Origin of the sequence: Corallococcus interemptor (genome assembly GCF_003668875.1) — a bacterium.
Classification (GTDB): Bacteria; Myxococcota; Myxococcia; order Myxococcales; family Myxococcaceae; genus Corallococcus; species Corallococcus interemptor.
In genome coordinates this window covers 19,938-33,578 of the sequence record NZ_RAWM01000007.1, presented here as the reverse complement: position 1 = coordinate 33,578, position 13,641 = coordinate 19,938, and the positions used below count along the sequence as shown (strand labels likewise).

The window sequence follows — 13,641 nt, the reverse complement described above, 5'->3', positions numbered from 1 at the left end:
ACCTGGCAAGCCCTGTGCGGCACCTGTCACCTGGCGCGCGGAAGCATCCGGGACAGGACCCTGGAGGGGCCTGGAGCGCCGTGCTGCATGCGTTCAGCGTGCGCCCTGGACCGCTTCCCTGTGCGCCGCAAGGCGGATGTCGGGGCGTGCTGGAACGCCATCGCCCCGGTGGATCTGACTGGCCCTCGGCTCGCTGTTGAAGGCGCGGAACCACTCCGGCCGTTGCTCAAGAAGGTACTTGTGGAGCAGGCCGAAGAACTTCGTGATGGCGCGAGCCTCGTCTCCGCGCTCATCCGCGTAATACTTCCGGTGCCATCCCTGACCCGGAAACTCGCCCGTCTCTCTCAGCCAGACGAAGAAGGCCGTGGCCTCGGGGTCCTCTCCGGTGAGTTCACGCTGCGCGTTCCTGAACCCGTGGATGTACGCGTCCAGCCGCTCGATGCGAAGCCCGTCGAGCATGTTGTCCGTCTCACGGCCGACGCCAATGAAGAAGCACCAGTGAGGCGGCTCTTCCAGGCTGATTCTGTAGAGGTGCCTCAGGAGCATGGCGGCATCATGCCCAAGGCGCCTGGGGACGACTTCCTGAAAAGCTGTCCGACAGTCGGACAGGTTTTTTGCTGCCTCTCCCCGGGGGCGGGATCCGGGCGGGACCTGCACGCGGCTTCAGGCGATACTGGCAGCCGGTGCCCCAAGGAGGCGGGGGCGAGGACAGCGGTCATGCGCAAGTGGCTCATCGGTGGAGTGGCGGTCCTGGTCGCGTGCGGCCTCGTGTTGTTCTGGGCCCTGCGCTCCCGTGGACCGGCCGCGCCGGAGCGCACGGACGCCCCGGTCGCGAGCAATCGCACCCCGAGCCCCGGAACTGCGCATCCCGAATCCGTGGACGGGGGTTTGCTCCCGACGCAGCGGGCGCCGAGCAAGGTGGCGGGCATCCTGGACGTGGAGGTGCTTTCCGGTGGGAAGCCTTCACTCGAAACCACCGTGCGGCTCTACGCACCGGGCGAGCGGGCCTCCGCCTGGACACTGATGGACTTCGGTCTCACGGACGCGGCGGGACACGTCCTGCTCGCCTCCGGTCCTGGCCGCTACCTGGTGTCGGTGCGCGCGCCGGGCCGGGCTCCCATGCTGCGCGCCGTGGTCCGTCCTCTGGGTGAGTCGCGCACGGCCGTGAGCATCGCCCTGGAACCCGCGCAATCGCTCACGGGCCGCACGGTGGTGCGCGGAACGAATGAGCCACTGCCGCTCGTGGAGATCGCCCTCACGGCGCACGGCCGCGAGCTGGAGACCTGGGAACACGCGGAGGCTCCCGAAGAAGAGCGCGTCTATGCCACGAGTGACGAGCGGGGGAACTTCCGCATCGACGGACTCGCCCCGGGGACCTACCTGCTGGAGGCCCGCGCCCCCGGTTATGCGCGCGTGGTGCTGAGCCGTCTTCGCATCCCCACGGACGAGCCGCTGACGCTGGCGCTCCGGCTGGCGAGCGTCATCGAGGGCTTCGTCGTGGACTCGAAGGGCCAGCCGGCCGCGGACGCCGAGGTGCAGGTCGGCGGCAATCCCTCCCAGGTGGTGACGACGGGCGCGCAGGGTGGCTTCTCCGTGGAGGTGGAGCCCGGCTCCCATCCCCTGTCCGCCCGGCGCGGCGAGGAGTCCGGCTCGCTCGACCTGCCAGTGCTCTGCGTCGCGGGCAGCACCGTGCGCGGCGTGCGCATCCAGCTGGGCCCGGGCGCGGTGCTGGAGGGCCAGGTCGTGGAAGAGGCCGGCGGAGCTCCCGTGGCTGACGCGCGCATCGAGGCCACCCTCTCCGGAATGGACGCGGCGTCCGGCGTGGCCATGTCGGACGCCGAGGGGCACTTCATCGTCCAGGGGCTTGCTCCCGGCAGCTACGACGCGAAGGTCACGGCCCTGGGCTACGAGCCCGTCATCCGCCGGGGCCTGACGCTCACCCAGGGCGAACGCTTTCCCGTGGACTTCAAGCTCTCCGGCACGTGCGCGGTGGAGGGCCACGTGCGCGACCGCAATGGAGCGCCGGTGGCCGCGGCCCACATCACCGTCCATGGCTGGAGCGAGGGAATGGGAATGTCGGCGAGCCCCATCGACGCCCGCACGGATGCGGACGGCTACTACCGCGTCGTGGGACTCGCCGCGGGCCGCCTGGCCATCTCCGCGCGCAGGGATGGGACGATGGCGGGCACCCTCGAGACCGTCGCCGTGGAGGCGAACCGCACGGCCCGGATGGACTTCACCCTGGAGGGCTCGGGGACCATCGAGGGCAGGGTGCGCGCGGCGCGTGACTCCCTCAAGGAAGGGCGGCTGGGGGTGACGGCCGTGATAGCGGATCGGTTCGCGACCACGCCTTTGGTCAGAGGCGATGTCTCCGTGAGCGGGGAGGGAGTCTTCCGGATGACCATTCCCGCCGGCGAATACAAGGTCCTGCTCGCCGAGCGCGGCCGATTCATCAAAGGCAAGGAGGAGCAGGTGCGCGTGGAGCCGGGACGGACGGTCCAGGTCGAGTTCACCTGGGAGGAACCGCCCGCGGAGCGCGCGTACCGGGGCGTCGTCCTGGAACCGGATGGTTCGCCGTCACCCCGCGCCATCATCACCTTGACGATGGCGGACGGCTTGAACCTCCCCATGGCCATGCTCCCCACCGACGAAGAGGGGCGCTTCGCCATTCCCGTCAGCGGCATGGAAGACGCCACCTCGAATGGCCGGCTGATGCTGGGCGCGCGCAATGGAGGACGCTCGTGCGAGCCCGTGCCCGTCACCCCCGAAAAGGAGGTGGTGTTGCGGCTGAAGCCCGCGGCCTTCCTCCGCGGCCGCGTGGTGCGCAAGGGAGAGCCTGTTCGCGGCTTCACCCTGACACTCCAGCTCCAGAAGGGCTTTCTCCCCGAGGGGAAGGCGACCGGGCCCCTCGAGTTCTCCGGCGACCGCTTCGAGTTGCGCGATGTTCCCCCCGAGCCGGTGATGCTGACAGCGCGCACGCTGGACGGCTCCGTCGGCGAGGCCACGGCCTCTCCCGGCACGGGCGCGGTGCTCGAAGTGGACATCCCCCTGAAGGCACCCGCCACCGTGAGGGGCCGCGTGGTGAGCGGGCCCACCAAGACGCCCGTCTCCTCCGCGTTCATCTCCTTCGAGAATGAGCCGCCCTCGCCGAACCGCGCCTCCAATGCGGAAGGCCGCTTCACCCTCGATGGCGTGCGCGCGGGCGAGCGCATCCTCTTCATCTCAGGAGGCCCTTCCCACGGACAGCGGCGCCTGACGCTCAAGCTGAAGGAAGGCGAGGTGCTGGACCTGGGCGACGTCGCCCTGGAAGTGCCCACGGGGTCGCCCACGCCGTAAGGCTCCTTCAGCCGGACCCGCGCCGCCATCCGGGGAGCGCGCCCTCTCTCAGCGCCTCCGCCACGGCCACCGCGCAGGCGAAGCTGGTCGTCATGGGTACCTGCATCCAGCGGCCACCCATGTAGAGCTTCACCTCGCGCTCCTTCACGACGTGGTCCACCTTCACGTCCGCGCCCACGCGCTCCATCAGTGCGGGGTCGCCCACGGACACCACCGACTCCAGCTGCGCGGGAAGGGTCGGCTCGCCGCCCGCGGAGGAGGCGATGAGGGCGCCCCTCGCCGCCGCGCGGTCCACCAGCTCCCGCATGGGCGCCTCCATCGCGCGCTGGAACGTGCCCAGGCTCAGGTTGAGCACGTCCACGCCCACTTCCTCCAGCATCCACCCCATCGCCTCCACGAGGCACAGCGAGTGGCCGCGGATGTTCCGGTCCAGGACGCGCGCGACGTAGACCTCCACGTCCGGCCAGGGACGCACCTGGTCGTAGAGGATGCTCAGGACGGCCGTGCCGTGCCCGTGCGTGTCCTCCAGCTCATGGGTCTCCGTGCCGGACCGCCACGTCTCCAGCTCCTCGCGCTCGTACTCGCGCGCCTCCAGCACCTGCGCGTCCAGGTCGAGCGAGAACGAAGCCGCGCCCGCCAGGTGCAACCCGTGCTCGCGCAGGAAGGCCACCTCCACGCCGCTGTCGATGATGCCGACCTTCTTCACGGAGCGGTGCCTCCCGGCCCCGAAGGCCGCCACTGCTGGAGCTGCCGGAACACATAGGTGCCCAGCGACACGGACTCCGTGCGCGGCGGGACGGCGTCCGGAACGGACACGGTCAGGTGCACGAGCGAACCCGCCAGCGCCATCCCCGCGCCGAGCACGATGATGAGCAGGGCCGTGAGCATGCCGATGCGCCGCACGACGAAGAGGCCCGCGTGGTCGGGGTCCTCCAGCAGGGGCAGGGTGGGACGTGGGGACTCGTTCGCCATCTTTCCATCCGCCGCGCTCAAGCGGCGTCCGCCTCGCCCATGCCCGCGCGGAACAGCCGCTGGTACGGAGCACACCGCGCCAGCAGCTCCGCGTGAGGCCCCCGGCCCACCAGCTGGCCTCCCGCGAGCATCCACACTTCGTCCGCCAGGGGCGCGTTGGCCAGCCGGTGCGTGATGAACAGCACCGTCTGCCCGCGCTCCCGGGCCCGCCCGAGCAGCGCCCGCACGATGGCGGACTCCGTCTCCACGTCGAGCTGGGACGTCGCTTCATCCAGCAGCAGCACCGGCGCGTCGCGCAGCACCGCGCGGGCCAGCGCCAGCCGCTGCCGCTGTCCACCGGACAGGCTCGCGCCCGCCTCGGCCACCGGCGTGTCGAAGCCCTGCGGCAGCGCGGCGAGCACGGGCTCCAGCGCGCACAGCCGCACCGCCTCCCGCAGGGCGTCCTCGCTCACGCCGGAGAGCCCCAGCGTGAGGTTGTCGCGCACGGTGCCGTGGTACAGCTCCACGTCCTGCCACACCACGGCGATCTGCCGGCGCAGGTCGGACAACGCCAGCGTGCGCGCGTCCTGTCCGTCGTACAGCACGCGCCCCCGGCCCGGCTCCTCCAGCCGCGTCAGGAGCCGCGCGAGCGTCGTCTTCCCGGAGCCGCTGGAGCCCACGATGGTCACCACGGCGCCGGGCCGGATGCGCGCGCTCACCTCGCGCAGCACGTCCTGCCCGGGCAGGTAGCCGAAGGACACGTCCTCCAGCTCCACCCCGCCGGAGAGCCGCTGCGTCAGCGGGGGCGGGGGTGTCAGCGAGCGGGCCGGGTCCTGCTCCGGCGCCTCGTGCAGGTACTCGAAGAAGCGGCGCAGGTGGACGCCGCGCTGCTGAAGTCCGGTGACGAAGCCGATGGCCTCGATGACCGGCCCGCGCAGGTACGCGGCATACGCCACGAAGGCCACGAAGCCGCCCAGCGTCAGCTTGCCCTGGAGGATGAGCCGCCAGCCCAGCCAGGTGAAGAGCGCCGTCTGCGCGGCCTCCACCGTGCGCTCGAACAGCCGCAGCAGCCCCTCCACGCCGTGGGCCTTGAGGTGCGCCCGCAGCACGGAGCGCATCAGCCCCGCCGCGCGCTGGTACACGTGCGGCTCCAGCGCCAGCACCTTCGTCGTGCGGCTCTGCCGCAGCGTCTCCACCTGGAGCGCCTGGAGAGCGCCGTGCACGCCCATCACCTCCTGCCACGCGAGCCCCATGGCGCGGCCCACGACGAGCGGCACCGCCACCACGAAGGGCAGCGTGGCCACCGCCGCCAGCGCCAGCTCCCAGTGGAGCGACGCCAGGGTGAAGGGGATGACGAGCAGGAAGGTGAGCTGCGAGAAGACGAGCCGGATGAGCCCCACCACCAGCGCGATGCCCGCCTTCGCGTCGTCGAAGCGGCTGGTGAGCTCACCCACCTGGCGCCGGGAGAAGAAGCGGTCCGGCAGGTGCTGCAGGTGGTTGAAGAGGTAGAGCGACGCGGAGCTCTCCAGCTTCACCGTCAGGTACGACGAGTAGTAACCGAACAGCGCCTCCGCGACCGCCGCCGCCACCGACGCGGCGAGGATGCTCAGCACCAGCACGTGCAACAGCCCCAGGTCCTGGGGGGACGACACGTGGTCGAACAACAGCCGCGTGAGGAAGGGCGGGATGAGCAGGAGCCCGGTGATGACCGGCCCCAGGAGCGCGCTCCTCGCGAGCGCGCCCCACGCGGGACGCAGCAGCCGCAGCAGCTCCGCCAGGTAGCGCGCCGACCGCCGCAGCCCGGGGGCCTCTTCCTCCTGCATCGCGCCGCCCGCTTCCATCACAGGTGCGTGAGGACGCTCCGCGCCAGCGCGTCCGCTTCCTCGGGGATGGCGTGGACGCGCAGGCCGGTGTGCTGCTCCATCTTCCGCCGCGCCTCTTCCAGGACCTCATCCCGGACGCCCAGGAACCAGGTCTCCGTCCACCGGCTGCCCAGCAGCTTGCGCCCGCCCATCATCGCCAGGCCCACCACCATGCAGGGGACGTCGTGCTCGCGGGCCAGCAGCTCCAGGTACTCGCGCGTCGCGACCACGTCCTCCGGCTTCGTGTCCACCGACACGGTCAGCACCACCAGGCGCGGCAGGAACGTCTCGTAGATGTGCGTGGAGGCGTTGGCCCGGCGGTCCTGGCCCTGCGGCACGTAGAGCAGGCCGTTCTGCCCGCCGGTGATGACGACGTCACAGTCCTTCGCCAGGTCCGCCATGACGCGGCGCTCGAACGCCAGCCGCTCCGGGCCCTCCACGCGCAGCACGCGCGAGTAGCCCGTGTCCGAGCCCAGCAGGATGCCCGTGGGCTCCGTGGCGTGGTGGCGCACGCGCACGTGCCTGGCCAGCGCCTCGCGCAGATAGACCTGCGTGGTGAACTTGCCCTGCACCGTGTCCGTGCCGAAGACGCCCAGCAGGTTTCGCGGCGCGTAGTCCGCAGGGCCCGGCTTCGCGAGCGCGTCCTGCTCCGGCACGGCCACGCGGAAGAAGAGGTCCGGGTCCGGCTCCAGCCCGTCGAAGAGGTCGTAATAGAGGATGTCGTCGTACAGCGACACGACGGGCAACTTCCTGCGCGTGGCCACTTCCAGGAGCGCGCGGACGTGCGGCACCTCTGACTCGAAGTTGAGCGAGCAGGTGAAGACGACCGCGTCGAAGTCGTGGCGCGCGATGTCCGCCGGGTTGCTCACCACGGGCACGGACAGCTCACCGGCCTGGATGTACGTGCCCGCGTCGCTGAGCGTCACCGTGTCGTCGAAGACGACGCACGCCGGAGCCGGGCTGCGGTCGCGGAAGCGCAAGAGCGCGTAGCCCTCCTTGTTGTACTTGAAGAGGGCGGTCCGCTTGCCCGCGAGCACCTCCATCACGTGCGCGCGCGTGTACATGTGGCGGCTGCGCAGCGTGGGGTTCTGCTTGAGGGGCAGCTGCTGGTCGCCCTCCCAGATTTCCCCCAGCTTCCGGTACAGCACCTCCGGGTCGTACTTGGGATACGTGCGCGTGTCCGGCGCGATGAGCAGCGGCACGCCGTAGTCCGGCATCTGGAAGACGTGCTCGCGCCCGGAGCCCTCCACGCGCAGCGCGTAGCGGCCCTGCGGGTGCAAGAGAAAGTACTGGAACGCGACGCGCAGGCCCGCGACCTCCAGCACCTCCGCGTCCAGCGTGAGCTCCCGGCGCGCCCCGATGTTCACGCCCTCCAGCGACAGCCGGCGCAGGAGGAACGGCGGCTGCTCCTGCCCCTCGGCCCTGCTCACGTGCAGGAGCACGCACTTGAAGGGGTCCACCGGGAAGGACGTGAGCAGGTCCGGTGAGAAGTCCTTCAGCCGCGACACGACGTCCTGGTAGCGCGCGAGGAACAGCGCGCGCGCCCGGTCCCGCTGCGTCGGGTCCGGAATCATGAAGAGCAGGTCGCTGCCGCTGAAGACCTCGAAGCGGCGCCACGTCTCGCGCGTCTCCGCGTCCACCGGCTGGGGCAGCTGCGCCTCCACCAGCTTGATGAGCGCGTACATCCAGGCGTTGCCCGGAGTCAGCCAGTGCTCGCTGTAGAAGTCGCGCCCCCACGTCGAATAGTAGAGCCGGGGCAGCGTCGGCGGCTCGGCGGCCCGCGGGGGCTTCGCGGCCTCCAGCGGCGCGGCGGGCTGCATGACGCCCTCCATCCACTCGATGCCCTCGTGCCACCAGTGGCCGAACAGCTCCGTGTCGAACGCGAGCACGAACGTCTGCCCGTCCTGCACGAGCGAGCGGCGCGAATCCAGAAGCTCCCAGAACTGGCGCACGTGCTGGGGCACCTGCGCGCGGGCGGCCTCCACGTCGTAGAGCGCCTTCCGGCCCAGGTCGACCTTCTGCCCGCTCACCGCGTGGTACTTGAGGCCCGTCCACACGTGGCCCCGCTTGTTCGCGGGCACGGGCACGCCCAGCTCCTCGAAGTACTCGGGGCGCAGGTCGAAGCCCACGTCGCGGAAGAACTCGCGGTACACCGGGTGCGCGGGGTACGTGGACTCGGGCGACTTCCACAGGTGCAGCCCGATTCTGTAGTCGTGGACCATCACCTCCAGGTCCTCGTGGCGGAACACGCCGCTGGGGTCCTGGGGCTGGGACGCGCCAATGCCTGTCAGGCTGAGCGCGGTGCGGCGGATGCCACGGCGCTGGAGGATGCGCTCCACGCCCGGCTGGAAGGCGCACTCGGGCAGCCAGAGGCCGTCCGGCTCTCCGCCGAAGATGTCCTGGAAGGACTCCACGCCCCGCGCCACCAGCCGGTCCGCGACGGCGGGCTGGAAGAAGGGCAGGAAGTTGTGCTGCGGCGTGGAGGTCCACAGCTGCACGTTGGACGGCCGCGAACGCCCCAGCGACGCGAACACGTCCCGCAGGGAGTGCTGGCGCAGGAACGCGAGGCTGTCCTCCACGCGCCGCAGGTACATGCCCGCGGTGCGGTGGACCCTCGCCAGCGCTTCGTCCGAGAGGGCCTGGGGGAACTTCTCGTAGCGGTTGTACAGCTCCAGCCGCGACGTGCGCTCCAGCTCGCGCGTGGCGATGCGCTGGAGCAGCTGGAGGTAGCCGGTGTAGCGCTCCTCGCAGGCGACCAGCTGCTGCACGAGGCAGGGGGTGAAGGACATCACCAGCGTGCCGGCGAAGCGCCGGGCGTCCCAGCGCTCCAACATCCGGAACAGCGGGAGGTATGTCTCCGTCAGCGCTTCGAAGAGCCAGTTCTCCGGCTCATCGAAGAGGGGCCCCTCGCCCAACACCTGCGGCATGTGGGTGTTGAGGATCAGGGTGAGGCGCGTGTTCATGAGGGGACCGCGAGACGGGGGAAGCGGGGGAGGACGGCGCGGGGTGGACTACCCGCAGCCGAACGTGGAGCGGTCCTCGGCGGTGACGCTGCCGCCGTCCTCGCAGGTCCACTGATACGTCCAGGTGGCCTGCCAGACGACGCCGCCGCCAAAGGACGGGACCATGGACCAGCTGGTGCCCGCGAAGTTGGAGGTGGCGAAGCCCTGGACGTCCGGGCTGCCCTGCACCGAGCTCAACAGGTCGCTGACGTTCTTGCGCGTGTAACGCATGGGAATGCTCCAGGTGTGGCGTGGCGGGGACGCTGCTAGTAGCAGCCGATCTGCGCCGCGTCCTCGAAGGCGGTCTGGCCGCCGTCCTCGCAGATCCGGTGATTGGGATTGTAGATGTCCTGGAGGATGTTGCCGCCCGCCGACGGGGTGATGTTGTACGTGTAGCCGCCGATGGTGGACGTCCAGAAGCCCATGACGTCGGGGCTGCCCTGCACGGTGCCAAGCAGCTCGGAGATGTTCTTGCGCGTGTACCGCATGGTGATGGCTCCAGGGGGTGATGAGGGGGGATCCGGCGGAACCCAGAATCCTAGGAAGGGACCGTGGAGCGGGCAAGCCAGGGCAGGGTGGGGGGATTGGAAGTGTCAGGAAACCCGCGCGGATTTGTGTTTCACGGTCTCGCCGGACCCACCTGTGGGATGCGGGGACGCATGCCGGCGTTGAGCCAGGGCTCGAGCGCGAGCTGGGCGCCGCAGGCCGCGAGCGTGACGAGCGCGGCGGTGAAGCCCGGCGCCTTCCACGCGCCAACGGCGGCCGCCGCGGCGATGACCCAGGGGCGGATCAGCGTGAATGGTCCCAGGACCACCACGCTCGCCAGGGTCCGCGCGTCGGCCTCCGCGGCGGCCCAGACGCCCATGCCCACCAGGGTCAGCGTCGCGTACGGCAGGAGCACCCAGAGCATCGCCCGTGCGCAGACGAGCAGCTGGGGGAACAGGCCCGGTGAGAACAGGCAGGCCCCGGCGATGCCCGCGCCCACCAGCGCGGCCGTGAAGAGTCCGCGCCCCATCCCCCGGCGGATGGCGGACCGGTAGTAGTCCGCCTTGAAGATGCGGGCATCCCGGCCCGCGGCGACGCGGAAGCCGCAGAACGCGGCGTCGGTGACGGAGAGCAGCGCGAGCAGCACCGGCAGGACGGCGTTCATCGCGCGGGCCCCAGCCGTGAGCGCAGCGGACCCAGCTGGCCCAGGAGCGATTCCCACAGCTCCGCGCGGGTCCCCAGCGTGGCGGTCATGGGCCGGAGCATGGCGCCCAGGAGGTCGCGGGCGCCGTCCAGCGACGCGCAGCTGAACCCCGTCTCCGTGCGGGCCGCCGACAGCAGCGTCTGCGTGGGATGGGCGCGCCGCGCGGAGACCACGCCGTCATGGCGCGCGAGCGGCTCGCGCATGCGGGCCTGGTGGAACATCCACGAGCCCCAGGGGGAGAGCACCGAGTGCTGGATGTCGTAGTGCACGAACGCGTGCCCCTGCCGCTGGCCGGCGAAGAACGCGTTCAGGTCGTTGCCGCGAAAGTGATGCAGGACGCCCGTGGAGATGAAGATGTGGCCGGGCTGCTCCAGCTGGAACGCGTTCGCGACCTTGAGCTCGCATGAGAGGGATTCCTCCTCCGCGAGCCGCCGCGCGTTCTCAATCAGCGTCACGTTCATGTCACAGCCGATGAGCTCCACGTCGCGCCCCAGCCGCCCGTGCGCCGCGAGCGAGCGGACGGCGTAGCCAAGCCCGCAGCCCACGTCGACGATGCGCAGCGGAGGCTTCACGCCGGCGTCGCGAAGCGTCCGCAGCAGCGGAAGCAACACCCAGCGGAGGCGGTCCGCCTGCAGGAACTCCTCGCTCAGCCGCTGCAGTTCGATGTGGGCGCGCAGCAGGGCCAGGCTGCACGCCTCGAAGTCCAGCGTGTCATTGGACGCGGGAAGCCGCTGCACGAGCCGCGCGGCGCCCCGCTGTCCGTTCTCAATGAGCCGCGCCACCACGGCGGAGCGCGACACCGGCCGGGGCTGGAGTGTCGCGACGTCGTAGTCGACGATGAGGTCTGAGATTTCCAGCAGGTCGGAGGGCATTCCAGCGCTTGCGCGCTGGAGTGTACCTCAACGCGACTCCGCCGCTTCGGTCAGCCCGGGCGGGCAGCTGAAGGTGGCCGGCGCGGACCACAGCTGGCCTTCACCGGCGGCGTCGAAGGCGGTGAAGAAGATGCGCGAGCCCACGCGGGTGAACGAATTGGGAAACCGGGCGTCCGCCAGCCGTCCCTGCGTCGCCGGGGTGCCCCGGGTGAAGTAGGGGAAGGCGGGGCCGTTCTGGTCCGGTGCGCCGCCAAACAGGACCTGGCCCGTGCCGGTGGCGAACAGCGGGTAGCCATACCCGTACTCCACATTGCGGTTGTCGAAGAGCTGGCGGGTCCCCGCGGCCGTTCCGTTCGTCGCCCACAGCGACACGGCGGTGGGCACGGGGGCGTCGCTCCCGATGCTCAGGTTGAAGTAGATGTCGTTGCCGGAGACCACGGCCCTCCTCGCGGAGGGATAGGTGTACTCGTAGGCCCCGTAGGGGTTGGGCAGCGTGGTGATGTGCGTCTTGCCATCCCCGCTCAGCGAGAGCCGGTCGATGCGCAGCCGCTTCGTCACCGGGCTGTCCACGGACGTCACGTAGACGTACGCGCCCAGCGTCCCGAGCAGGCTCACCCGCTTGCCGAAGGCGTCCAGGCGGACGGTTCCGGAGGCGGTGCCATTCGTCCTCCACACCTCCGAGTTGGGGCCATCCTCCAGGATGAACAACGGCGTCTCCCCCGGGCGGCTCACCTCCGAGAGGTAGGTGGGCCCCGCGTCCAGCCGCTTGACGGAGGTGGTCCCGGCCAGCGTGCCGTCGGTGCGCCACATCGTGGTGCCCGTGTCCTCGGAGAAGAAGAAGAGCAGCACACTGTTGACCTTCAAGGTGTCGTTGCCCAGGCCCGGGGTGCTGGTGAAGTTGCGCACCCGGAGCGTGCCGGCGGTGGTGCCGTCGGACCGCCACAGCTCCGGCCCCGCCCCGCCTCCCGGCAGCGGCACCCAGCGGAAGAACACCAGGCGGCCATTGAGCTCCGTGGCGTTGGTCAGCACGGAGCCCTCCGCGCCAGGGGTGATGTCCTTGACCAGCCGGGTCCCGTCCGCCGTTCCGTCACTGAGCCAGAGCTCATTGCCGGTGGTGTCGGTGCGGGTCTGGAAGAAGAGCCTGTTGCCCACCGCGACCAGGTTCTGGGGCTGATAGACGCCGGGAGGGCCCGGGAACGTCTTCAGCGGGAAGGTGCCCGCCTCCGTGCCGTCGCTGCGCCACAGGAGCGAGCCGGCGTCGAACGTGGAGGTGACGAAGAAGAGCGTCCCCTGGACGTTCGTGAGCTCGCCCATGAAGCCCCCGGCGTCCGGGGGCATGAGGGACGCCACCCGGGCCGCCACTCCGGGAGGGCAGGCCTGGGCGCTCACGTCACGGGCGCCGTCTTCCACCGCCTCCGCCACGCCCCCACAGCCCACCCCTGCCAGCCCGAACCACAGCAGGGCCCCCCAATTCCTTGCATTCATGTCCACGCCTCCCGGTCCAAGAAGCGCGAAGGGTGGGATGCGAGGCTTTGGCTTCCAAGGGGTACCCCAAGGAGGTGGGAGTGTCGCGAGTCCGGGGCGTGACGCCCCTTATTCGCCGGGCTGCCCGATGAGGTAGGTGATGGCCATGCCCCGCGCGCGGTGGACGCCGAGGTGCCAGGAGTACCCGTTGGCGTTGAGTCCCTCCGTCAGCTCCTCCAGGTCCTCCGGCGCGTAGGTCCTGAACGACGACACCACGCCATCCCAGAGCACCAGCAGGGGGATGATGGGCACCAGGTAGGTGAACAGCCACCGCCACCAGCGCCGGGGGCGGATGAGCGGGGTGAAGCCCCACACCAGCGGCACGACGAGCAGCAATTGGACCAGGACGTACGGCAGCGAGCGCTGCGTGAGCTCGAAGGCGGCGATGGGGACTCGCCGCGCGACGGCATCCTCGAGGACGGCGCGGGCCTGCCGCGGGCGGAAGTGATGCAGCGCCTCGAACAGGGTCCGCACGCCCGTCAGCTCCTCGGGGATGCGCGTGGCGTCCACCGGCGTGTCGCGGTAGTGCGCGCCCTCGGGCAGCTCCAGCCCGGGCGTGGGATGCAGGTCGGTGAGCACCACCTCCGCCTCGCCGTTCAGCTTCCGCAGCACCGGGAGCAGGGTGCGCCACGGGCCGCCGGTGCCGGAGCAGAGGTCGACAATCCGGTTCGTGCCGGCCATGCGCAAGAGCGCCGCCAGCTGCGTCGCCATGCCGTCGTAGGGCCGTGTCTTGTCGAGCACGACGTGCAGGTAGTCGACCTCGCCCCGGCGCAACAGCTCGGGGAGCCAGGACTGGTCGAGGAACTCGAAGAGATGGAGTCGAGGGAGCAGTCGCATCGCGAGGACGATAGGGCCTCCTCGCGATGCGAGTCTCCTGGACGCTCCAGAAAAACCCCGTGCGCGGC

At 70.6% G+C, this 13,641-nt stretch carries 12 protein-coding genes; 1 reads left to right on the top strand and 11 read right to left on the bottom strand.

Features of this window, described 5'->3' with window-relative positions:
* Positions 1-93 precede the first annotated feature (93 nt).
* Positions 94-546, bottom strand: a complete 453-nt coding sequence (locus D7X96_RS39875; protein WP_158616179.1) for a hypothetical protein — start codon at positions 544-546, stop codon at positions 94-96.
* 171 nt (positions 547-717) lie between these two features.
* Here D7X96_RS39875 and D7X96_RS04255 point away from each other — a divergent pair, with 171 nt between their 5' ends.
* On the top strand, positions 718-3,336 hold the full coding sequence (locus tag D7X96_RS04255; protein WP_158626546.1) for a carboxypeptidase-like regulatory domain-containing protein: 2,619 nt from the start codon (positions 718-720) through the stop codon (positions 3,334-3,336).
* A gap of 7 nt (positions 3,337-3,343) precedes the next feature.
* On the opposite strand, the gene D7X96_RS04250 is transcribed toward D7X96_RS04255, so the two are convergent.
* The 10 genes from D7X96_RS04250 to D7X96_RS04205 form a co-directional block, all read right to left on the bottom strand.
* Positions 3,344-4,042 (bottom strand): S8/S53 family peptidase, encoded by a 699-nt coding sequence (locus D7X96_RS04250; protein WP_120547500.1) that lies wholly within the window; start codon positions 4,040-4,042, stop codon positions 3,344-3,346.
* Positions 4,039-4,308 carry a hypothetical protein gene (locus D7X96_RS04245; protein ID WP_121723730.1) on the bottom strand — a complete coding sequence of 90 codons (270 nt, stop codon included), beginning with the start codon at positions 4,306-4,308 and terminating at the stop codon, positions 4,039-4,041. Before D7X96_RS04245 ends, D7X96_RS04250 begins: the two co-directional genes overlap by 4 nt.
* Positions 4,309-4,325: 17 nt before the next feature.
* Positions 4,326-6,128 carry a peptidase domain-containing ABC transporter gene (locus tag D7X96_RS04240; RefSeq protein ID WP_233609913.1) on the bottom strand — a complete coding sequence of 601 codons (1,803 nt, stop codon included), beginning with the start codon at positions 6,126-6,128 and terminating at the stop codon, positions 4,326-4,328.
* Complete coding sequence (locus tag D7X96_RS04235; protein WP_121769050.1) at positions 6,128-9,112, bottom strand: DUF1611 domain-containing protein; 2,985 nt, start codon at positions 9,110-9,112, stop codon at positions 6,128-6,130. The genes D7X96_RS04240 and D7X96_RS04235 overlap by 1 nt, the downstream gene beginning before the upstream one ends.
* Before the next feature lie 48 nt (positions 9,113-9,160).
* Positions 9,161-9,382: a hypothetical protein gene (locus D7X96_RS04230; protein ID WP_120547504.1), complete on the bottom strand. Its 222-nt coding sequence runs from the start codon at positions 9,380-9,382 to the stop codon at positions 9,161-9,163.
* Between the two features lie 35 nt (positions 9,383-9,417).
* The gene (locus D7X96_RS04225; RefSeq protein WP_120547505.1) at positions 9,418-9,639 is read right to left on the bottom strand and encodes a hypothetical protein; all 222 of its coding nucleotides are present in this window, start codon (positions 9,637-9,639) and stop codon (positions 9,418-9,420) included.
* A 131-nt stretch (positions 9,640-9,770) separates the two neighbouring features.
* On the bottom strand, positions 9,771-10,301 hold the full coding sequence (locus D7X96_RS04220) for a hypothetical protein (protein ID WP_120547506.1): 531 nt from the start codon (positions 10,299-10,301) through the stop codon (positions 9,771-9,773).
* Positions 10,298-11,212 (bottom strand): class I SAM-dependent methyltransferase, encoded by a 915-nt coding sequence (locus D7X96_RS04215; RefSeq protein WP_121725539.1) that lies wholly within the window; start codon positions 11,210-11,212, stop codon positions 10,298-10,300. Before D7X96_RS04215 ends, D7X96_RS04220 begins: the two co-directional genes overlap by 4 nt.
* Before the next feature lie 27 nt (positions 11,213-11,239).
* Positions 11,240-12,697 (bottom strand): hypothetical protein, encoded by a 1,458-nt coding sequence (locus D7X96_RS04210; RefSeq protein ID WP_121769049.1) that lies wholly within the window; start codon positions 12,695-12,697, stop codon positions 11,240-11,242.
* A gap of 108 nt (positions 12,698-12,805) precedes the next feature.
* On the bottom strand, positions 12,806-13,573 hold the full coding sequence (locus D7X96_RS04205; protein ID WP_121769048.1) for a hypothetical protein: 768 nt from the start codon (positions 13,571-13,573) through the stop codon (positions 12,806-12,808).
* Positions 13,574-13,641: the final 68 nt, after the last annotated feature.